Source organism: Pseudomonas sp. PS02303 (assembly GCF_029959925.1).
In the GTDB taxonomy this organism is placed as follows: Bacteria; Pseudomonadota; Gammaproteobacteria; order Pseudomonadales; family Pseudomonadaceae; genus Aquipseudomonas; species Aquipseudomonas mandelii.
The window spans coordinates 24,519-45,584 of record NZ_JASCOM010000033.1 but is presented as its reverse complement, the minus strand read 5'-3'; the positions used below and the strand labels follow the sequence as shown (position 1 = coordinate 45,584).

Sequence of the window (21,066 nt, the reverse complement as noted above, 5' to 3'; positions counted from 1 at the left end):
GGCAAGCCTCGCTCCTACGGATTTGGGGTGATCGCAACCTATGACGCGACACAAACCCGTAGGAGCGAGGCTTGCCGCGAAGGCGTCCGAAAAGAAACAAAAAAACCCGCCGATGATCACTCATTGGCGGGTTTTTTATTAACGGCTAACGCTTAGATCGCGCCACGCTTACGCAGCAGATCCAGCACTTGCTTGACGCTTTCTTCCAGCGACAGCGACTGGGTGTCGACGATGAGGTCGGCGTCCAGCGGCACGTCATACGGGAAGGAATCGCCCGGGATGTTATCCCCCGCCGCCGCGTACAAGCCTTGCGGATCACGCTCGGCGCAGACCGTCGGCGAGGCCTGGACGTAGACCGTCAGCAGACGCTCCTTGCCGATCAGTTCCCGAGCCTGCTCACGACCTTCAGCACTCGGCGCCACGAAGGCCGCCAGGGTCAACAGACCGGCTTCGTTGAACTGACGCGCAACGTGCGCGGCACGACGCCAGTTTTCGGTACGCCCGGCGCGATCGTGTGGCAGACCTTTGTTCAGGTCGTGACGCAGGTTCTGACCATCAAGGACAAACACCGCACGACCCAAGTCGAACAGTTTGCGTTCAACCGCGTAAGCCAAGGTGCTTTTGCCCGCGCCCGACAAGCCGCTGAACAACACGGTGGCCGGTTGCTGACCGAAACGCTGGGCGCGTTCTTCGGTGGCCACGTGCGCCAGTTTGCCGTGGTGCGTGCTGCTGCCATGCGCCAACGGCTGGGCGATGATCATGCCGGCGGCAACGGTGCCGTTGGTCAAGCGATCGATGACGATGAACGAACCGGTGGTGCGGTTGCTGGCGTAACCGTCCAGTGCGATGGCTGCGTCGAGGCTGACCTTGACCCGACCGATCTCGTTCAGGTTCAACGAGCTGGCAGGACCTTCTTCCAGGGTGTTCACGTCAACACGATTGACGATGCTGGTGATCGAACCCGGCACGTAACTCGTGGCGCGCTTGATGTCGTATTTCTTGCCCGGCAGCATCGGCTCTTCGGCCATCCACACCAGCATGGCGTCGAAAGCGTCGGTCACTTGCGGCTGGTTGTCGGCGTGCACCAGCAAGTCGCCGCGAGAGATGTCGATCTCGTCTTCCATGGTCAGCGTCACCGCTTGACCAGGACCTGCGTGTTCCAGCTCACCTTCGAAAGTGACGATGGATTTCACGCGGCTGCTCTTACCCGACGGCAGCACAACGACTTCGTCGCCCTTGTGCACGACGCCGCTGGCCAGAGTGCCGGCGAAACCACGGAAGTTCAGGTTCGGACGGTTGACGTACTGCACCGGGAAACGCAGGTCGGTGTAGTTGCGGTCGTTGGCGATCTCGACGGTCTCGAGAATCTCCATCAGCGACTGGCCGGTGTACCACGGCGAGCGCTCGGACTTGTTCACCACGTTGTCGCCTTTCAATGCCGACATCGGCACGAAGGCCATGGTGGTCGGCTTGAACGCGATGCCTTCGGCGAACTTCAGGTAATCGGCCTTGATCGACTCGAACACGGTTTCGTCGAAGCCGTTGAGGTCCATCTTGTTGATGGCGACCACGATGTGCTTGATGCCGAGCAACGAGGCGATGAAGCTGTGGCGGCGGGTCTGGGTCTGCACGCCGTAGCGGGCGTCGACCAGGATGATCGCCAGGTCACAGGTGGACGCACCGGTGGCCATGTTGCGGGTGTACTGCTCATGGCCGGGGGTGTCGGCGATGATGAATTTGCGCTTGGCGGTGGAGAAATAGCGGTAGGCGACATCGATGGTGATGCCCTGCTCACGCTCGGCCTGCAGGCCGTCGACCAGCAACGCCAGGTCGATGTCTTCGCCGGTGGTGCCGACTTTTTTCGAGTCGCGGGTGATGGCTTCCAGGTGATCTTCGTAGATCATCTTGGAGTCGTGCAGCAGGCGCCCGATCAGGGTGCTCTTGCCGTCGTCGACGTTGCCACAGGTCAGAAAGCGCAGCATTTCCTTGCGTTCGTGCTGGCCCAGGTAGGCGAGGATGTCCTCGCTGATCAAATCAGATGCGTGACTCATTGCATTCGAGCTCCAAGCTGTAAGCTTCAAGCGGCAAGCTTGTCGGCGTACAGCTACTCAGAAATTTTGTTGATCAAGCCGCATAGCATTCTTGAAAGCTCGCGGGTTTCTTTAATCCAATCGTCAGCCAGAGGATCAGTAATGTAGGCAATATCACGGCCGATGAGGATCTGAGTGCGCAACTCACCACACGAGGCTTTTGCCACCCAAAGAAAATGTACTTTTTCCTTGGCACCACAACGCTCCATCCCTTCAGCAATATTGGAAGGCACCGATAGTGCGGAGCGGGTAATTTGATCCTTGAAGCCAAAATCCCCACATCTCGCAAACTCCCTGTAGATCCTTACCGCCAAACACTTACTTCTCTGCCAGACAATCAGCTTCTCGAAATCCATTGCGAGTCATCCGATAACGGCTCGCAGCAACCGGCCACAAGCACCAAACTACGAAATTACGCATACCGCCCTTAACTTGCAGCTTGCCGCTTGTAACTCGAAGCTTAAAAGTACCCCTGACGTTTCTTTTCTTCCATCGAGCCTGCGCCATCGTGATCGATGACCCGGCCCTGGCGTTCGGAAGTTCGCGTCAGGAGCATTTCCTGAATGATGTCGGTCAGGCTGGTGGCCTCGGACTCGACCGCACCGGTCAGCGGGTAGTCACCCAGCGTGCGGAAACGGACTTTCTTCTTGACGATGCGCGCCTTGTCTTCGTCGCTCAGGTGATTGAGCAGGCGTTCGTCGTCGATCATGATCCAGGTGCCATTCATCTCGATGACGTCGCGTTCAGCGGCGAAATACAGCGGCACGATCGGGATGCCTTCGAGGTAGATGTACTGCCAGATGTCCAGTTCTGTCCAGTTCGACAACGGGAACACACGAATGGATTCGCCCTTGTTAACGTTGCCGTTGTAGACGTTCCACAGTTCCGGGCGCTGGTTTTTCGGGTCCCAGCGATGCTTGGTGTCACGGAAGGAGTACACGCGCTCTTTGGCACGGGACTTCTCTTCGTCGCGGCGAGCGCCACCGAAAGCGGCGTCGAAGCCGTACTTGTCGAGAGCTTGTTTCAAGCCTTCGGTTTTCATGATGTCGGTGTGCTTGGCACTGCCGTGGGTCAGCGGGTTGATGCCCTGCGCGACGCCATCGGGATTCACGTGTACCAGCAGGTCAAGGCCGAGTTCTTCGACCATGCGGTCGCGGAACGCGTACATCTCCTTGAACTTCCACCGGGTGTCGACGTGCATCACCGGGAACGGCAGTTTGCCCGGGAAGAATGCCTTGCGCGCAAGGTGCAGCATCACGGCGGAGTCTTTACCGACGGAGTACAGCATCACCGGGTTATCGAACTCGGCGGCGACCTCGCGGATGATGTGGATGCTTTCGGCCTCCAGCTGTTTCAGATGCGTCAGTTTGTCGACCATGGCTACTCACGAAAACGATCTTATGGACGGCCAGCGGGCCGTGTTCGAGCGAGGAATCCTAGCACAGCGTCCTCTTCTAATCAGGACGCGAGCTAGATCGAAAGGGTATATGAATATACCCCCTCGTTTGGGCACCAAAGACCCAGTGGTAGCGAGCTTGCTCGCGATTGCGGTGTATCTGTCACATCAATGTCGCATGTGATGCAGCGATCGCCAGCAGACTCCCACATTTGATTTTTGGTGGTAATCAGATCGGATTCGGACAATCGATGAAGATGTGCTCAAGGGCAAACCGCCGGGCCAGGTAATCACCCAGCGCCTGCACGCCATAGCGCTCGGTGGCGTGATGGCCGGCGGCGATGAAGCTGATGTCGTTTTCCCGGGCGCTGTGGAAGGTCTGCTCGGACGCCTCACCGCTGATGTACAAGTCGACGCCAGCCAGCACGGCCTGATCGATGTAACCCTGGCCGCCACCGGTGCACCAGCCGACCCGGCGGATCATCTCGCTGCCTTCGACCAGCAACGGCTCGCGGCCCATGACTTCCTGCACTCGGCGAGCGAAATCACGGGGCGTCATCGGTTCGCTCAACGAGCCAACGAGGCCGACAACCTTGAGATTGTCCGGATCCAGCGGGCCTTCGACCGTGATGTCGAGCTGACGCGCCAGCTGCACGTTGTTACCGACGTCCGGGTGCAGGTCCAGCGGCAAGTGATAGGACAGCAGGCTGATGTCGTGCTTGAGCAGGGTTTTCAACCTACGCTGCTTCATACCGGTGATGCACGGATTCTCGCCTTTCCAGAAATAGCCGTGATGCACCAGCACCAGATCGGCCTGAGCTTCGACTGCGGCGTCCAGCAACGCCTGGCTTGCCGTGACGCCGCTTACGATGCGCATCACCTGCGGCCGACCTTCGACCTGCAAGCCGTTGGGGCAGTAATCGGCAATCCTGGCACTGTTTAGGTAACGGTCGGCTTCTTCGACCAGGGTGCTCAAGGCGACGGCCATAAAAGACTCCTAAATATCCCGTTCAGAGGCGAGCTGCGCCTCGTATAATGCGCGACATTATGGGCGGTCTCATGCCGCCTGCAACCTCTCAGGACGTGCTTAATGCTCAAGGCGCTGCGTTTTTCCGGCTGGCCGCTGTTGGCCGGCGTGCTTATCGCTCTGTTGATCATCCAGCGTTACCCGCAGTGGGTCGGGCTTCCGAGCCTCGACGTCAACCTGCAGCAAGCCCCGCAAACCACCACGACGCAGCAAGGTCCGGTGTCCTATGCCGACGCGGTCACCATCGCCGCGCCGTCGGTGGTGAACCTGTACACCACCAAAGTCATCAACAAACCGAACCATCCCTTGTTTGAAGACCCGCAGTTCCGGCGCTTCTTCGGCGACAACTCGCCCAAACAGAAGCGCATGGAGTCGAGCCTGGGTTCCGGGGTGATCATGAGTCCGGAAGGTTATTTGCTGACCAATAACCATGTCACCAGCGGCGCCGACCAGATCGTGGTCGCGCTCAAGGATGGTCGCGAAACCCTGGCCCGCGTCATCGGCAGCGACCCGGAAACCGACCTCGCGGTGCTGAAAATTGACCTGAAAAACCTGCCGTCGATCACCGTCGGTCGCTCCGACAACATCCGCATCGGTGACGTCGCCCTGGCCATCGGCAACCCGTTCGGCGTCGGTCAGACCGTGACCATGGGCATCATCAGCGCCACTGGCCGTAACCAATTGGGCCTGAACAACTACGAAGATTTCATCCAGACCGACGCTGCGATCAACCCCGGCAACTCCGGCGGTGCACTGGTGGATGCCAACGGCAACCTGACCGGCATCAACACGGCGATCTTCTCCAAGTCCGGCGGCTCGCAAGGCATCGGTTTTGCGATCCCGGTCAAACTGGCCATGGAAGTGATGAAGTCGATCATCGAACACGGGCAGGTGATTCGCGGCTGGCTCGGCATCGAAGTGCAACCGTTGAGTCAGGAACTGGCGGAGTCGTTTGGTCTGTCGGGGCGCCCGGGCATTGTGGTCGCAGGGATTTTCCGTGACGGTCCGGCGCAGAAGGCTGGCCTGCAATTGGGTGACGTGATCCTCAGCATCGACGGCGAACCGGCCGGTGATGGTCGGCGTTCGATGAATCAGGTCGCGCGAATCAAACCGACCGACAGGGTCACCATTCAGGTGATGCGCAACGGCAAAGAGCTCAAGCTCACGGCTGAGATCGGCCTGCGTCCGCCGCCGGCGCCGGTTAAAGAGAAAGAAGAAAACTGACCCTGGCCAGAGGATCTCTGGCTAACAGCAGACATTCTCATTAGGCATGTTATATTGTTTCAATATCACTATTGGAACAACATAACATGTCGTCTCGCACAATGGCTTCCGTGGCAGGTCTTGCCCTCGGCCTGCTGGTGGATCCGGTCTTCGCCGAAGAGCCCGGCACCCTCGAACTGGACGCCATCAGCGTCACCTCCGACTACGAATCGCCCACCGGCCCGGTCCAGGGCTACCGTGCCACGCGGTCTGCCAGCGCGACCAAAACCGATACCGCGATCCGCGACATCCCGCAATCCATCAGCGTGATTCCCGTCAGTGTGCTCAATGACCTGGGCAGCACCAGTGTCGAGCGCGCCCTGGATTTTGCTGGCGGTGTGTCGAAGCAGAACAACTTCGGTGGCCTGACACTTTACGAATACAGCGTGCGCGGCTTTACCACCTCGGAATTCTACAAGGACGGCTTCAGCGCCAACCGGGGTTATCCGAGCACCCCGGACGTCGCTAACATCGAGCGCATCGAAGTGCTCAAAGGACCCGCCGCCAGTCTCTACGGGCGCGGCGATCCGGGCGGCACGGTGAACATCGTCACCAAGAAACCCCAGCCCGAAGCATTCACCACCCTGCAAACCAGCGCCGGCAGCTGGGACCGCTATCGCACCGCCCTCGACGTCAACACGCCGCTGGATGACGAAGCCAACGTGCTGTCGCGAATCAACCTGGCCGTCGAGGACAACCACAGCTTCCGCGATCACGTCGACAGCCAGCGAGTGTTTGTCGCGCCCTCCTTCAGTTGGCAACTGAACCCGGACACCAGCCTCTTGGTGGAGAGCGAATTCGTCCGTCACAGCTCCACGTTCGATCGCGGCATCGTCGCGCCGAACAACAAATGGAGTGGCGTGTCCCGTTCGACGTTCCTTGGCGAACCCAATGACGGCAACATCGACAACCACAACAACCTGCTGCAAGCAGCCCTCGAACACCATCTCAATGACAACTGGAAGGTGCGCCTGGCCAGCCATTACAAGGAAGGCAAACTCTGGGGCTACGCTTCCGAAAGTCGCCCGCTGAATGCCGACGGCCACACTGTGAATCGGCGCTATCGCGAGCGCGACACAAACTGGCACGACAGCATCACCCAACTCGAATTGCGCGGTCTGTTCGACCTCGGCAGTTGGCAGCACGAACTGCTGATTGGCAGCGAGTATGAAAACTTCCGCAAGAACGAACGGGTCACGACCATTGCCGGCGGCCCCTACGCTATCGACATTTATCAACCCGTCTACGGTCAGCCGAAACCCAACGGCAAGCGCTCCGGCACCGACCTTTTTGAACACGTCGAAAGCCGGGCGCTGAACCTGCAGGACCAGATTGTCTTCACCGACAAACTGCGCGGCATGCTCGGTGCACGCTTCGAACATTTCGAGCAAAGCATCGACGATCACAGCCGCGGTGCCACCAGCCGCCAAAGCCACGACGCACTGACCCAGCGGGCCGGCCTGCTTTATCAGCTGACACCCGAAGTCGGGCTGTTCGCCAACGCCTCCACCTCGTTCAAGCCGAACAACGGCCTGGACGCTGGCGGCCAATCCTTCGACCCGGAAGAAGGCGTCGGTTACGAAGTCGGGATCAAGAGCGAGCTGTTCGACGACCGCTTGAGCACCACCCTCGCCGCCTTCCATATTGAAAAGGAAAACGTCCTTGCACTTGACCCGGGCACGGACACCAGCCGCGCCATGGGCAAGGCCCGCAGCCAGGGATTCGACCTGCAAGTCACCGGGCAAGTGACCGACGCCGTGCGGGTGATCGGTGCCTTCGCCTACATCGACGCCGAGGTCACCGAGGGCGACAAGGTAATTCCCACCGGCAGCCGAATCCTCGGCGTCGCCAAGCGCAGCGGCAGCCTGCTGGGCGTTTATGAATTTCAGGATGGCCATTTACGAGGCTCCGACGTCGGCGCGGCGTTCACTTACGTCGGCGATCGTTCAGGCGAATCCGGCAGCGATTTCGAGCTGCCGTCCTACCACACCGTCGACCTTCTGGCCCATTACAAGGCCAGCAAAAACGTCACTGTCGGCCTGAACCTGAACAACCTTTTCGACGAGAAATACTACGAGCGCTCCTACAGCAATTACTGGGTCAACCCCGGTGAGCCGCGCAATTTCACCGTCAGCCTCACACTCAATCTGTAAAAGGAAGTTTCAATGCAAAACCTCAAACCCGCACTGCTCAGCCTGCTGCTCGGCCTGTTGTTTACCGGCCAGGTCTCGGCCCATGGTCTCTGGACCGAACAGCGTCGCGGCAACATCGAAGTGATTTACGGCCACGGCGCCGAAGACAACGCCTTCAAGGCACAAAAAATCAGCGGCGCCTGGGCTTATGACGTCAACGGCAAAATGATCCCGGTGACCGTCCAGCGCCTGGCCGATCACGCACGTCTGCAACCGCTGAAGCCGCCTGCCGTGATGGCGGTGGCGCTGGACAACGGCATGTGGTCGCAAACGGCGGATAAAAAATGGATCAACGAAGGACGCAGCAAAGTGCCGGGGGCCGTCGAGTCGACACAAACGTTCAAATACAGCCTGGCGATTTATCAGCCTGGGGCGAAATTACCCAAGCTTGATCAGATGAAACTGCTGATTCTGCCGGAGGTTGATCCTCTGACGGTCGGACCGGGCAAGTTGCTGCCCGTGCAGGTGTTATTGGATGGGAAGCCGGCGGCGGGGGTGAAGTTGATTGGCGACTATCGAAGTGCGCCGAATACGTTGAGTACCGAGACAGATAAGGACGGGCGTGCGCAGGTGGTGGTGCGTAATGAAGGGTTGAACGTGATTTCGGCGCAGATGGAGATCGTGCTGAAGGACAATCCGGATGTGGCGACGCGGGGGGTGTTCAGTTCGCTGACGTTTCTGGGCGAACCGCATCACGAGTAACCCTCTGTAGGGGCGCACGGTGCGGCGGTCCGACTTGCCCGTGGAGAACGATGGCGTGGCGTAACAGCTAAATCGCGTCAGGGTTCTTCGCGGCCAGAACTATCTTCCTGCCACCTGAAGTATTTGATATTCAAGAACAGAAACTTATTCCAAATAAAGCTAATGAACTGTCATTTATGACAGTACCTTTCGAAAGCTCCCGTCGTTAACGTTAATACCGCAGGAGGAATGACGCTTTTGTCTTCCACTCTTAATTTGACCGAAGGGAGCTTTATTCATGGCCACACAAAAATCCAAGAAGGACTCAGGTACTTTTACTGCAAGGATTGTTACCAACTTTGTTGCAACCAACGTTACGCTTCACAAGTTTACCGGAGTAACTCCTGGCGGATATATCAGCGGGGAAAAAGACAAAGGTACAATTTATATCGGATTTCCGCCTGGAATCGGCGACGATCAGCGAGTAACAAAACAATACCCAGAAGATTTCACCGATAATTATATGGAGTGGACCTTCCATGATGGTGAGAACAAACACCAGGTTAAAACCGGTTGGATAACAGTGACATTCACCGAGAACATGAAAAACGCCAAAGGTGAATTTGAATGCAGCATAGATGATCCATCGCCCCGGACGATTACGGGCGAGTTTGACATTCAAGGCTGATCCTTCACCTCAAACGCATTGATCGGTGCTCACTATACCGAGCCCGATCAGTGCACCCATTACCGACCGACGTCTTACAAATTCCCCAAACCATCAATCAGTGCCTGATTCTGTTCCGGCGTGCCGATGGAAATCCGCAGGAACTGGGCAATCCTCTCTTGCTTGAAGTGCCGGACGATCACGCCTTGCTCGCGCAATTTCGCCGCCAGCCCGGCCGCGTCGTGCTTTGGATGACGGGCAAAAATGAAGTTCGCCGCCGACGGCAGCACTTCAAAGCCCTTCGCTTCAAGTTGCGCAACCACCCACTCACGATGCTCGATGACCAACCGGCACGTCTTGTCGAAGTACTCGCGATCCTCGAACGCCGCCGCCGCCCCGACATTTGCCAGGCGATCCAGCGGATAGGAGTTGAAGCTGTTCTTGATCCGCTCCAGCGCCTCGATCAAATCTGGATGCCCCACCGCCAGGCCCACCCGCAGGCCGGCCAGCGAGCGGGATTTGGACAAGGTCTGAGTCACCAGCAGGTTCGGATAACGGTCCACCAGGCTGATCGCCGTCTCGCCACCGAAGTCGATGTAGGCCTCATCCACCACAACCACCGAATCCGGGCTGGCCTTGAGGATTTGCTCAACCGCGTCCAGTGCCAGCAGGCAACCGGTCGGTGCGTTCGGGTTAGGGAAGATGATCCCGCCGTTTGGCCGGGCGTAGTCCGCCGGGTTGATCTGGAACTGCTCGTCCAGCGGCACCGCGTCGAACTGGATGCCATACAACCCGCAGTAGACCGGATAGAAGCTGTAGCTGATGTCCGGGAACAGCACCGCTTTGTCGTGTTGCAGCAAGCCGTGGAAGATGTGCGCCAGGACTTCATCGGAACCGTTGCCGAGGAACACCTGGTTGGTCTGCACGCCGTAATACGTAGCCACGGCGCTTTTCAGCAGATCGCTGTTCGGGTCCGGGTAAAGGCGCAGGTTGTCGTTGAGTTCGGTCTGCATCGCCGCCAGCGCTTTTGGCGATGGGCCGTAAGGATTTTCGTTGGTGTTGAGCTTCACCAGTTTCGCCAGTTTCGGCTGCTCGCCCGGCACGTAAGGCACCAGATCCTTGACGAACGGGCTCCAGAATTTACTCATGTTCAGTTCCCCTTTTGCTCATCAACAATGCGGTATTCGGCGCTACGGGCGTGGGCAGTCAGCGACTCGCCGCGGGCCAGCACGGAAGCGGTCTTGCCCAGTTCGGACGCACCCTGCTCGGAGCAGAAGATGATCGACGAGCGTTTCTGGAAGTCGTACACACCCAGCGGCGAAGAGAACCGCGCGGTGCCGGACGTCGGCAACACGTGGTTCGGGCCTGCGCAGTAATCGCCCAGGGCTTCGGAGGTGTGACGGCCCATGAAGATCGCGCCGGCGTGACGGATCAGCGGCAGCCAGGCTTGCGGATCGGCGACCGACAACTCCAGGTGTTCCGGCGCAATGCGGTTGGCCACTTCGATGGCCTGCTCCATGTCGCGAACCTTGATCAACGCTCCACGGCCATTGATCGAGGTTTCGATGATCTGGGCGCGCTCCATGGTCGGCAGCAGTTTGGCGATGCTGGCCGCGACCTTGTCGAGGAACTCTGCGTCCGGGCTGACCAGAATCGCCTGGGCGTCTTCGTCGTGCTCGGCCTGGGAGAACAGGTCCATGGCGATCCAGTCCGGATCGGTATGGCCATCGCACACCACGAGGATTTCCGACGGACCGGCGATCATGTCGATGCCGACCTGGCCGAACACATGGCGCTTGGCGGTGGCGACATAGATATTGCCCGGGCCAACCACCTTGTCGACCTTCGGCACGCTTTCGGTACCGTAAGCCAATGCGGCAACCGCTTGCGCGCCGCCAATGGTGAAAACGCGGTCAACACCGGCAATGCACGCCGCCGCCAGCACCAGTTCGTTGAGTTCACCGCGCGGTGTCGGCACCACCATGACCACTTCGGTCACGCCGGCGACCTTGGCCGGAATTGCATTCATCAACACGGAGGATGGGTACGACGCCTTGCCGCCCGGGACGTACAGACCGGCGCGATCCAGTGGCGTGACCTTCTGGCCCAGCACCGTGCCATCAGCTTCGGTGTAGGTCCAGGAATCCTGTTTCTGTTTTTCGTGGTAGCTGCGCACGCGGGCCGCGGCTTTTTCCAGCGCTTCACGCTGAGGCACGGTGATGCGGGTCAGGGCCAGTTCCAGGCGTTCGCGCGGCAGGATCAGATCCGCCATGGACGCAACGTCCAGGCCGTCGAACTGCCGGGTGAAGTCCACCAGCGCTGCGTCGCCACGCTCGCGCACGGCCTTGATGATGTCCAGCACTCGCTGATTGACCGAGTCGTCAGACACACTTTCCCAGCTCAGCAGATGATCCAGATGATGCGCGAAATCCGGGTCAGCAGCATTGAGTCGGCGAATTGCAGTCGGTGCGGTCATAGCGAGAGCCTCATAGGAATGGCAAAAACTCAGGCGCCCTAACTTAGCAGTCGTTTCCGCTTGGGCACCTGAGAATTCTGGCTATGAGGCGGATAGACGGGCGCGACTTAACGTCGCGCAGGTGAATCAGCCGCGGTGTCGAGACTCCACTGCCTTGCGCAGGGTGTCGATCAACGCCTGGATACGGGCGTGCTGCATTTTCATCGACGCTTTGTTGACGATCAGCCGGGAGCTGATGTCAGCGATGAAATCCTGGGGTTCCAGGCCATTGGCACGCAAGGTGTTACCGGTGTCGACCACGTCGATAATCTTGTCCGCCAGACCGATCAGCGGCGCCAGCTCCATCGAGCCGTAGAGCTTGATGATGTCGACCTGACGGCCCTGCTCGGCGTAGTAACGCTTGGCAACGTTGACGAACTTGGTCGCTACCCGCAGGCGGCCCTTGGGTTCGACATCACCGACACGGCCGGCGGTCATCAGCTTGCAGAGGGCAATTCGCAAGTCCAGCGGTTCGTACAGACCCTGGCCACCATATTCCATCAGCACATCTTTACCGGCGACGCCCAGGTCCGCGGCACCATGCTCGACGTAGGTCGGCACATCGGTGGCGCGCACGATCAGCAGGCGCACGTCGGCCTGGGTCGTGGGGATGATCAACTTGCGGCTCTTGTCCGGATTCTCGGTCGGCACGATGCCCGCTTCAGCCAGAAGCGGCAGGGTGTCGTCAAGGATGCGGCCCTTGGACAGTGCGATGGTCAACATGGGAAACGTCAGTCCTTATCAGGCTACTGATGCCCGGTCGCAAACGGCGCCGGACACACATCGAGCCAGAAACTGGCTCGACTTGAAACAAATTCAACGGGCGCGTCCCTGCGCCCATGCAGCAGAAACTAGCCCGGTACGCGGCGAATCTTGGCGCCGAGCATCTGCAGTTTCTCTTCGATGCACTCGTAACCACGGTCGATGTGGTAGATGCGGTCGATCAGGGTGTCGCCTTCGGCGATCAGTGCCGAGATTACCAGGCTGGCCGAAGCACGCAGGTCGGTGGCCATCACTGGCGCGCCTTTCAGCTTTTCGGTACCGGTGACGATGGCCGTGTTGCCTTCGACCTGGATCTTGGCGCCCATGCGGTGCAGCTCGTAAACGTGCATGAAGCGGTTTTCGAAGATCGTCTCGATCACGGCGCCCGTGCCTTCGGCAATGGCGTTGAGGGAGATGAACTGCGCCTGCATGTCGGTCGGGAACGCCGGGTACGGAGCGGTCCGCACGTTGACGGCTTTTGGCCGCTTGCCGTGCATGTTCAGCTCGATCCAGTCTTCGCCGCAGGTGATTTCCGCGCCCGATTCCTTGAGTTTCTCAAGAACCGCTTCGAGGATGGTCGGATCAGTGTCCTTGACCTTCACGCGACCGCCGGTGACGGCTGCCGCCACCAGGTAGGTGCCGGTTTCAATACGGTCAGGCATCACTTTGTAGGTGGTCGGGTGCAGACGCTCAACGCCATCGATGGTGATGGTGTCGGTGCCGGCGCCAGTGATCTTGGCACCCATGGCAATCAGGAAGTTCGCCAGGTCGATGACTTCAGGTTCGCGAGCGGCGTTCTGCAACACGCTGCGGCCCTTGGCCAGGGCGGCGGCCATCATGATGTTTTCGGTACCGGTCACGCTGACGGTGTCGAAGAAGAAGTGCGCACCGCGCAAGCCGCCTTCTGGCGCCTTGGCCTTGATGTAGCCGCCTTCGACGTCGATGACCGCGCCCATGGCTTCGAGACCACGGATGTGCAGGTCAACCGGACGCGAACCAATGGCGCAACCGCCAGGCAGGGCGACTTCGGCTTCACCGAAACGGGCAACCATCGGGCCCAGCACCAGGATCGATGCGCGCATGGTTTTCACCAGCTCATACGGTGCGATCAGGGTCTTGATGGTGCGCGGGTCGATTTCGACGCTGAGCTTCTCGTCGATCACCGGCTCAATGCCCATGCGGCCGAACAGCTCGATCATGGTGGTGATGTCGTGCAGGTGCGGCAGGTTGGCAACCGTTACCGGGCCATCGCACAGCAGGGTTGCAGCCAGGATCGGCAGGGCAGAGTTCTTCGCCCCGGAGATGCGGATTTCGCCATCAAGACGAACGCCGCCAGTAATAATCAATTTATCCATAAGAATCTCGACGCCCTTGGGCTCAGGTGCGCTCGGCCCAGGCCGCGCTGCTGAAAAATTTCATAGTGACCGCATGGATGCTGCCATCGGTGATCCATGGGTTCAAATGGGCATAGATCTGCTGCTGACGCTTCACCGGGCTTAACGCCGCCAGTTCATCGCTAATCACGTTCAGCTGGAAATTGCAGCCTTCGCCCTCAACTTCTACCAACGTTCCGGGCAGCTTTCCTTCAAGGAAGCTCTTCACTTCTACGGCCTGCATGCTCAACCTCAATCGGCGCCCTGTGCGCGCGGGTCGGACATCATACAAAAAAGCCCCGCGCCTGCGAACCCCGCGAAGCAGGACTCTGACGGGGGGCTTCTTTATAGATGCTGGTTAGGGATGCGCCAACAGCTCGGTCAATTCGCTGACCTGAGCGATTTCACGCATGTCTTCTGGCATTCCGCGGATGCTCAGCGCCTTGCCGGCCGCCTCTGCATCGCGCATGAAGCACAGCAGCAGGGACAAGCCTACGCTGCTGGACTTCAACACTGCCGAACAATCAACCACCAGTTCGGCGGCCTTGCTGGACTTGATCAACGCCTGCCCCTGCTTGCGCAGACCAGGGCCGGTGCGGTAATCCAGCATGCCGCTCAGTCGCAGCTCGCCGGTTTCGCTCATGCGAATGGCCGACACACTCATTGGGCAGACTTCTCGGAGGCGTCTGCGGTTTTATCCTTGGCCTTGGCGACTTCCCCGGCCCAACCGTTGATGGTCTTGTCCAGGTCATTGCCATTGCGCTGCATCGCATCGGCGAACTGATCGCGGAACAGCTTGCCGATATTGATGCCGTTGATGATCACGTTGCGCAGTTTCCACTCGCCGTTGATTTTCTCGAGAGTGTAAGACACAGGATAGATCGAGCCGTTGGAGCCTTTGACCGTCATGGCAACGCTGGTACGGTCTCCGGACTCATCCTTGGCAGGGTCGACGGTGATGCCCTGATTGTTGTACTCGAGCAAGGCGTTGCCATAGAACTGGAACAGACCTCTCTTGAAGTTTTCTTCAAAGGTCTTCATCTGCGCCGGCGTTGCTTTGCGCGAGTATTTGACCGTCATGATGCTTTTGGAAATGCCCTCGGCATCCACGACCGGCCCGACGATGGTGTTCAGCGCCGTGTAAAAGTCTTGTGGGTCCTGCTTGTACTTCTCTTTGTTGGCCGACAGGTCTGCAAGCAACCGAGTCGTGGTGTCCTGCACGATTTCGTGCGCTGAGGGCGCTGCCACGGCGTTAGCCATCAACGGCAGGGCCGCGAGTAATACCAACAGGCCACGTCGCAAGGTAGAGATCATTCAAAAGCTCCTCATTTGGCGTCTTTGCTAACGGTATTGAGCAGGAATTTACCGATCAGGTCCTCGAGCACCAGCGACGACTGGGTGTCGTGGATGGTTCCACCATCCTTGAGCAAGCCTTCTTCGCCGCCCACGCTGATGCCGATGTACTTCTCGCCCAACAGGCCAGCGGTCAGGATAGATGCAGTGGAGTCGGTCGGCAGGTTATCTACGCGCTTTTCCAGCTGCATCGTCACTCGACCGGTGAAACTGTCGCGGTCCAGATCGATCGCCGTGACCTTGCCGATGGTCACACCGGCCATGGTCACTTTAGCTCTGACCGTCAAACCGGCGATATTGTCGAAATATGCATAAAGTTTATAAGTATCGGTGGTGGCACTTGGGGACAGGCCACTGACCCGCAACGCTAGCAACAGCAAAGCCAGGATGCCAGCCAGCAAGAAAAGGCCGACACCGATTTCCAGGGTGCGGTTTTGCATCAGAAATCTCCAAACATCAAGGCGGTCAAAATAAAGTCCAGGCCGAGCACAGCCAAAGAGGCGTACACCACGGTCTTGGTAGTGGCACGACTGATCCCCTCGGAAGTGGGCTCGCAGTCATAGCCTTGGAATACGGCGATCCAGGTCACGACGAAGGCAAAGACGATGCTCTTGATGATGCCGTTGAGCACATCATCGGTGAACGTCACGCTGTTCTGCATGTTGGACCAGTAGGAACCTTCATAGACACCCAGCCAGTCGACAGCCACCCACGAACCGCCCCAGATACCCACCACGCTGAAAATCATCGCCAGCACTGGCAGGGAAATGAAGCCGGCCCACAGGCGCGGGGCAATGATGTATTTGAGCGGGTCGACGCCAATCATTTCCAGACTGGACAACTGTTCGGTGGACTTCATGTTGCCGATTTCGGCGGTCAGCGCCGAACCTGCACGCCCGGCGAACAGCAGTGCCGTGACCACGGGGCCGAGTTCGCGCAACAGCGTCAGCGCAACCATCTGCCCCACCGCCTGCTCCGAACCGTAGCTGGACAGGATGTTGAAGCCTTGCAGCGCCAGCACCATGCCGATGAACACCCCGGAGACCACAATGATCACCAGGGACATCACGCCCACCGAATGCAGTTGCTTGATCAGCAGGCCAAAGCCGCCGCCGATACCACCGCGACCGAGCAAGGCATGAAACAGGAAAATCGCCGAACGGCCGAACACCGCCAGCACATCGATGCCGGCATGGCCGAACCGACGCACGCGTTCCAATAGTGAAATCTTGCGCATCAACGCTTCCCCAGAAGATCTGCGCGGTAATCCGTCGCTGGAAAGTGGTATGCGACCGGACCGTCGGGATCGCCGGTCATGAATTGACGAATCCGCGGTTCCTGCGAGTTCATCAGCTCCTCGGGAGTGCCCTGCCCCAACACCTGGCCGTCGCCCACCACATAGATGTAGTCGGCGATGCTGGCGGTCTCGGCCAGATCATGGGAGACCACGATACTGGTGATGCCCAACGCATCGTTGAGCAAGCGGATCAGGCGCACCAACACGCCCATGGCGATAGGGTCCTGGCCGACAAAGGGTTCGTCATACATGAGGATCTGCGGATCGAGGGCAATCGCCCGCGCCAGCGCGACACGGCGCTTCATGCCACCGGACAGTTCGTCGGGCATCAGCTCGATGGCACCACGCAACCCCACGGCCTGCAATTTGAGCAGGACGATGTCACGGATCATTTCTTCCGGCAGCTCGGTATGAACGCGCAGCGGAAAGGCGACGTTCTCGAACACGTCGAGGTCGGTAAACAGCGCGCCGCTCTGGAACAGCACACCCATATGCTTGCGCGCATCGAACAGATCGCTGCGCGACAGCTTTGGCAGGTTCTGGCCATTGACCCAGACTTCGCCCTTGGTGGGCCGCAACTGCGCGCCCATCAACCGCAACAGCGTGGTCTTGCCACACCCGGAAGGCCCCATGATGCCGGTGACCTTGCCGCGCGGGATACGGATATCGACGTTATTGAAAATGCTGCGCGCACCGCGCTTGAAGGACAGTCCCTTCAGCTCGACCGCGTAGGCGTTATCGGCACTCATCTAAACTCCTTGCGATGCAGCCTCACACTCGGACGCCTGTCTTTCTGACGAAAGCACATACCTCCACGGGCAGGCCGAACTGGCGGCGAACTATATCACTGCAAAGGCCAAGCGCCCAAGGCCCACGCCGGCCCATGTTCAGCAACTTGACAGGCAAAAAGCCTTGTTCAGAAGGGATTCAGTAACAGGGAATGACAAAGCGTGACGAACTTGCGTGAGGGTTTTGATCATTACCGCTATAATCGCCGCCTTTTCATCAGGCTATACGATTTCTGACATGAGCCAATCCAGCGACCTGATTCAATCTGCACAACGCACCATCCGCCTCGAACTGGAAGCCGTACAAGGCTTGCTGCCCCATATCGACGCAGATTTTGTACGCGCTTGCGAGATGATTCTGGACAGCAAAGGCCGCGTGGTCGTGGTCGGCATGGGCAAATCGGGGCACATCGGCAACAAGATCGCCGCCACCCTGGCCAGCACCGGCACCACGGCCTTTTTCGTGCACCCGGCCGAAGCCAGCCACGGCGACATGGGCATGATCACCCGCGACGACATCATTCTCGCGCTGTCGAACTCCGGCTCCACCAATGAAATCGTCACCCTGCTGCCCCTGATCAAGCGTCTGGGCATCAAATTGATCAGCGTGACCGGCAACCCGGACTCGCCGCTGGCCAAGGCCGCCGAGGTCAACCTCAACGTTCACGTAGAGCACGAAGCCTGCCCGCTGAACCTGGCACCGACCTCGTCGACCACCGCCGCGCTGGTCATGGGCGATGCCCTGGCCGTTGCGCTGCTGGAAGCCCGGGGCTTTACCGCTGAAGACTTCGCCTTTTCCCATCCAGGCGGCGCGCTGGGTCGACGCCTGCTGCTGAAAGTCGAAAACGTCATGCACGCCGGCCAGGAGCTGCCGCAGGTTCAGCGCGGTACGCTGCTCAAGGATGCGCTGATGGAAATGACCCGCAAGGGCCTGGGCATGACCGTGATCCTGGAAGCCGATGGCAAACTGGCCGGGATCTTCACCGACGGTGACTTGCGCCGCACACTGGACCGCAGCATCGACATCCACAGCGCCACCATCGATCAGGTCATGACCGCGCACGGCAAGACTGCTCGCGCCGAGATGCTCGCCGCCGAAGCCCTGAAAATCATGGAAGACCACAAGATCAACGCACTGGTCGTGGTCGACAGCGAAGACCGCCCGGTCGGCGCCTTGAACATGCACGACTTGCTGCGTGCGGGAGTAATGTAATGAGCACGGACCTGCTGCAACGCGGCAAACAGATCAAACTCGCGGTATTCGACGTTGACGGCGTGCTGACCGACGGGCGCCTGTACTTTCTCGAAGACGGCAGCGAATTCAAGACGTTCAACACCCTCGACGGTCAAGGCATCAAGATGTTGATGGCAGCCGGCGTGCAGACCGCTATCATCAGCGGCCGCAAGACCCCGGTGGTCGAACGGCGGGCGAAGAACCTCGGCATTCCACACCTTTACCAGGGTCGTGAAGACAAACTGGTGGTGCTCGACGAACTTCTTGCCCAACTCAACCTAAGCTATGAACAGGTCGCCTACCTGGGCGACGACTTGCCGGACCTGCCGGTGATTCGCCGCGTGGGTCTGGGCATGGCCGTAGCAAACGCTGCCAGCTTCGTGCGTGAACACGCCCATGGCATCACCCTGGCCCGTGGTGGCGAGGGTGCCGCTCGCGAATTCTGTGAATTGATCCTGCGCGCCCAGGGCCGCCTCGATGCGGCCAACGCCGCGTACCTGTGAGCCCATTATGCTGAGCAAAAAGATTCGTAACATCCTGGTGTTCGGCTGCATCGCGGCGCTGTTCGCCGCGGTCGGCTACTGGAACATCAGCCCGGAACGCTTCCTCGACAAGCCGGTGGTCACGGTCGATGAAAGCGCAATCGACTATTACGCCCTCAACGCCCACAGCGTTCAGTACCTGCCGGACGGCAAACTGCAATACGAAATGACGTCCGACAAGGTCGAACACCTGAAAGCGAGCGAGGTGACGTTGCTGACCAACCCTGACCTGAACATGTTTCGCGGTACGCAGTTTCCGTGGCACGTCCAGAGTGAGCGCGGCGAAGTCAACCCGGACGGCACTCAGGTCGAGCTGATCGACTCGGTGCGCATCACCCGTTTCGACGAGAAAAACCGCCGAACCCTGATTACCACCACCCGAATGACGGTGTTCCCGCAGCAGCAATATGCGCAGACCGATCAACCCGTTAGAATCGACGGCGCTGGCGGTGTATCGACAGGCAACGGAATGAAAGCGTATTTGAAAGAAAGCAGGATACACCTGCTATCGAACGTAAGAGGACAGTATGAGGCTCGTTAAAACTCTCCCTATTTTGCTCAGTCTGGGCGCAGCACTGGGAAGCGTGAGCGCCTGGGCTCTGCCGAACGATCAAGAGCAGCCTATCCGCATTCAGGCCGACGACGCCCAACTGGACGACAAGAATGGCGTTGCCACCTATAAAGGTGACGTGATCATCACTCAGGGCTCGATGAAGGTCACCGGTAATACCGTGACCATCACCCGTACCCCGGCTGGCGACATCGACGTGGTGACCTCGGTGGGCAACCTCGCCTACTTCGAGCAGATGCAGACGGCCGGCGACACCAAGCCTGTTCAGGGCTGGGGCGTGACCATCCAGTACCACGCCTCGCAAAACCGCGTCGTGCTGATCGACAAGGCAAAAGTTGTCGACAAGGACAACAACGTCACCCAGGGCGAAAAAATCGTCTACGACACCCAGAAAAAGCTTGCGAGCGCCGGGCGTGCTACGGGTAGCAAGGTTACCGAGTCGCGTCCGCGCATCGACATGGTGATCCAGCCCAAGCCGAAAAACGACGCGAAAAAGGCTCCTTAATGGCAACTCTGAAAGCTCAGCATCTGGCCAAGAGCTACAAGAGCCGCCAGGTCGTGCGTGACGTCAGCCTGTCCATCGACAGCGGTCAAATCGTCGGCCTGCTAGGCCCTAACGGCGCCGGCAAGACCACCTGTTTCTACATGATCGTCGGCCTGGTGCAGGCCGATCAGGGTCGCGTGCTGATCGACGACCTGGACGTCAGCCACCAGCCAATGCACGGTCGTGCGAAGGCCGGTATCGGCTATCTTCCGCAAGAAGCGTCGATCTTCCGCAAACTCTCGGTCGCCGATAACATCATGGCCATCCTCGAGACCCGCAAGGAACTCGACAAGGCCGAGCGTCGCAAGGAACTGGAAAGCCTGCTGCAGGAATTCCACATCAGCCACATCCGCGACAACCTAGGCATGAGCCTGTCCGGTGGTGAACGTCGTCGGGTGGAAATCGCCCGGGCACTGGCCACCAACCCGAAATTCATCCTCCTCGACGAACCATTCGCCGGTGTGGACCCTATTTCGGTGGGCGACATCAAGCAGATCATCTACCACCTCAAGGCCAAAGGCATTGGCGTGCTGATCACTGACCACAACGTCCGTGAAACCCTGGATATCTGCGAAACCGCCTACATCGTCAACGATGGTCAACTGATCGCCGAAGGTGACTCCGCCACCATCCTGGCCAACGAACTGGTCAAGGAAGTGTATCTGGGCCATGAATTCCGCCTTTAAGCAGTAAGGTGTCTGGCTGATTGTCCGAGCGCTCGTCTCGATAAAAAATCAATACTTTTTTATTGTTACAGCGCTCTAGGCAAAC

The 21,066-nt window shown here is 59.0% G+C and carries 23 protein-coding genes; 9 read left to right on the top strand and 14 right to left on the bottom strand.

Annotated elements, in window-relative coordinates; all coding sequences use genetic code 11:
• Positions 1-152 precede the first annotated feature (152 nt).
• The 4 genes from cysN to QMX98_RS11270 form a co-directional block, all read right to left on the bottom strand.
• Entirely contained in the window at positions 153-2,051 is a 1,899-nt protein-coding gene (gene cysN / locus QMX98_RS11285) for a sulfate adenylyltransferase subunit CysN (RefSeq protein ID WP_282410768.1), read from the bottom strand.
• A 53-nt stretch (positions 2,052-2,104) separates the two neighbouring features.
• On the bottom strand, positions 2,105-2,446 hold the full coding sequence (locus tag QMX98_RS11280) for a four helix bundle protein (RefSeq protein ID WP_010463279.1): 342 nt from the start codon (positions 2,444-2,446) through the stop codon (positions 2,105-2,107).
• A gap of 104 nt (positions 2,447-2,550) precedes the next feature.
• Positions 2,551-3,468, bottom strand: a complete 918-nt coding sequence (cysD, locus tag QMX98_RS11275) for a sulfate adenylyltransferase subunit CysD (protein WP_010463281.1) — start codon at positions 3,466-3,468, stop codon at positions 2,551-2,553.
• A 247-nt stretch (positions 3,469-3,715) separates the two neighbouring features.
• Positions 3,716-4,474 (bottom strand): Nif3-like dinuclear metal center hexameric protein, encoded by a 759-nt coding sequence (locus tag QMX98_RS11270; protein ID WP_010463283.1) that lies wholly within the window; start codon positions 4,472-4,474, stop codon positions 3,716-3,718.
• Positions 4,475-4,576: 102 nt separating this feature from the next.
• On the opposite strand from QMX98_RS11270, the gene algW reads away from it, so the two are divergent.
• The 4 genes from algW to QMX98_RS11250 all read left to right on the top strand — a co-directional run bounded on the left by algW (position 4,577) and on the right by QMX98_RS11250 (position 9,337).
• A complete protein-coding gene (algW, locus tag QMX98_RS11265) occupies positions 4,577-5,737 on the top strand; it encodes a Do family serine endopeptidase AlgW (RefSeq protein WP_282410767.1) in 1,161 nt (386 codons plus the stop codon).
• An 86-nt stretch (positions 5,738-5,823) separates the two neighbouring features.
• The gene (locus QMX98_RS11260) at positions 5,824-7,929 is read left to right on the top strand and encodes a TonB-dependent siderophore receptor (RefSeq protein ID WP_282410766.1); all 2,106 of its coding nucleotides are present in this window, start codon (positions 5,824-5,826) and stop codon (positions 7,927-7,929) included.
• Positions 7,930-7,941: 12 nt separating this feature from the next.
• A complete protein-coding gene (locus tag QMX98_RS11255) occupies positions 7,942-8,670 on the top strand; it encodes a DUF4198 domain-containing protein (RefSeq protein WP_282410765.1) in 729 nt (242 codons plus the stop codon).
• Between the two features lie 277 nt (positions 8,671-8,947).
• Positions 8,948-9,337, top strand: a complete 390-nt coding sequence (locus QMX98_RS11250) for a hypothetical protein (protein WP_282410764.1) — start codon at positions 8,948-8,950, stop codon at positions 9,335-9,337.
• 74 nt (positions 9,338-9,411) lie between these two features.
• On the opposite strand, the gene hisC is transcribed toward QMX98_RS11250, so the two are convergent.
• The 10 genes from hisC to QMX98_RS11200 all read right to left on the bottom strand — a co-directional run bounded on the left by hisC (position 9,412) and on the right by QMX98_RS11200 (position 17,365).
• On the bottom strand, positions 9,412-10,464 hold the full coding sequence (gene hisC / locus QMX98_RS11245) for a histidinol-phosphate transaminase (protein ID WP_145306958.1): 1,053 nt from the start codon (positions 10,462-10,464) through the stop codon (positions 9,412-9,414).
• A gap of 2 nt (positions 10,465-10,466) precedes the next feature.
• Entirely contained in the window at positions 10,467-11,792 is a 1,326-nt protein-coding gene (hisD, locus tag QMX98_RS11240) for a histidinol dehydrogenase (RefSeq protein WP_010463296.1), read from the bottom strand.
• A gap of 126 nt (positions 11,793-11,918) precedes the next feature.
• Positions 11,919-12,554, bottom strand: coding sequence for an ATP phosphoribosyltransferase (gene hisG / locus QMX98_RS11235; RefSeq protein ID WP_007901570.1), 636 nt, complete (start codon positions 12,552-12,554; stop codon positions 11,919-11,921).
• Between the two features lie 128 nt (positions 12,555-12,682).
• Complete coding sequence (gene murA, locus QMX98_RS11230) at positions 12,683-13,948, bottom strand: UDP-N-acetylglucosamine 1-carboxyvinyltransferase (RefSeq protein WP_010463300.1); 1,266 nt, start codon at positions 13,946-13,948, stop codon at positions 12,683-12,685.
• Between the two features lie 22 nt (positions 13,949-13,970).
• Positions 13,971-14,210: a BolA family protein gene (locus tag QMX98_RS11225; RefSeq protein ID WP_007912386.1), complete on the bottom strand. Its 240-nt coding sequence runs from the start codon at positions 14,208-14,210 to the stop codon at positions 13,971-13,973.
• Positions 14,211-14,324: 114 nt separating this feature from the next.
• Complete coding sequence (locus QMX98_RS11220) at positions 14,325-14,630, bottom strand: STAS domain-containing protein (protein ID WP_010463303.1); 306 nt, start codon at positions 14,628-14,630, stop codon at positions 14,325-14,327.
• Positions 14,627-15,280 (bottom strand): ABC transporter substrate-binding protein, encoded by a 654-nt coding sequence (locus QMX98_RS11215; RefSeq protein WP_010463306.1) that lies wholly within the window; start codon positions 15,278-15,280, stop codon positions 14,627-14,629. Before QMX98_RS11215 ends, QMX98_RS11220 begins: the two co-directional genes overlap by 4 nt.
• Before the next feature lie 11 nt (positions 15,281-15,291).
• Positions 15,292-15,759 (bottom strand): outer membrane lipid asymmetry maintenance protein MlaD, encoded by a 468-nt coding sequence (gene mlaD / locus QMX98_RS11210; RefSeq protein WP_010463308.1) that lies wholly within the window; start codon positions 15,757-15,759, stop codon positions 15,292-15,294.
• The gene (gene mlaE, locus QMX98_RS11205) at positions 15,759-16,556 is read right to left on the bottom strand and encodes a lipid asymmetry maintenance ABC transporter permease subunit MlaE (RefSeq protein ID WP_010463310.1); all 798 of its coding nucleotides are present in this window, start codon (positions 16,554-16,556) and stop codon (positions 15,759-15,761) included. Before mlaE ends, mlaD begins: the two co-directional genes overlap by 1 nt.
• Positions 16,556-17,365 (bottom strand): ATP-binding cassette domain-containing protein, encoded by an 810-nt coding sequence (locus QMX98_RS11200; RefSeq protein ID WP_010463312.1) that lies wholly within the window; start codon positions 17,363-17,365, stop codon positions 16,556-16,558. Before QMX98_RS11200 ends, mlaE begins: the two co-directional genes overlap by 1 nt.
• Positions 17,366-17,642: 277 nt before the next feature.
• On the opposite strand from QMX98_RS11200, the gene QMX98_RS11195 reads away from it, so the two are divergent.
• Genes QMX98_RS11195 through lptB form a run of 5 tightly spaced genes read left to right on the top strand, consistent with a single transcriptional unit; the run spans position 17,643 to position 20,981 of the window.
• A complete protein-coding gene (locus QMX98_RS11195) occupies positions 17,643-18,617 on the top strand; it encodes a KpsF/GutQ family sugar-phosphate isomerase (protein WP_010463314.1) in 975 nt (324 codons plus the stop codon).
• Entirely contained in the window at positions 18,617-19,141 is a 525-nt protein-coding gene (locus QMX98_RS11190) for an HAD family hydrolase (RefSeq protein ID WP_007941249.1), read from the top strand. The genes QMX98_RS11195 and QMX98_RS11190 overlap by 1 nt, the downstream gene beginning before the upstream one ends.
• A gap of 7 nt (positions 19,142-19,148) precedes the next feature.
• Entirely contained in the window at positions 19,149-19,721 is a 573-nt protein-coding gene (gene lptC, locus QMX98_RS11185; RefSeq protein ID WP_010463318.1) for an LPS export ABC transporter periplasmic protein LptC, read from the top strand.
• Positions 19,708-20,256 carry a lipopolysaccharide transport periplasmic protein LptA gene (gene lptA, locus QMX98_RS11180; protein ID WP_042932376.1) on the top strand — a complete coding sequence of 183 codons (549 nt, stop codon included), beginning with the start codon at positions 19,708-19,710 and terminating at the stop codon, positions 20,254-20,256. The genes lptC and lptA overlap by 14 nt, the downstream gene beginning before the upstream one ends.
• Positions 20,256-20,981 (top strand): LPS export ABC transporter ATP-binding protein, encoded by a 726-nt coding sequence (gene lptB, locus QMX98_RS11175; protein ID WP_010463322.1) that lies wholly within the window; start codon positions 20,256-20,258, stop codon positions 20,979-20,981. Before lptA ends, lptB begins: the two co-directional genes overlap by 1 nt.
• The last annotated feature ends 85 nt before the right edge of the window (positions 20,982-21,066 follow it).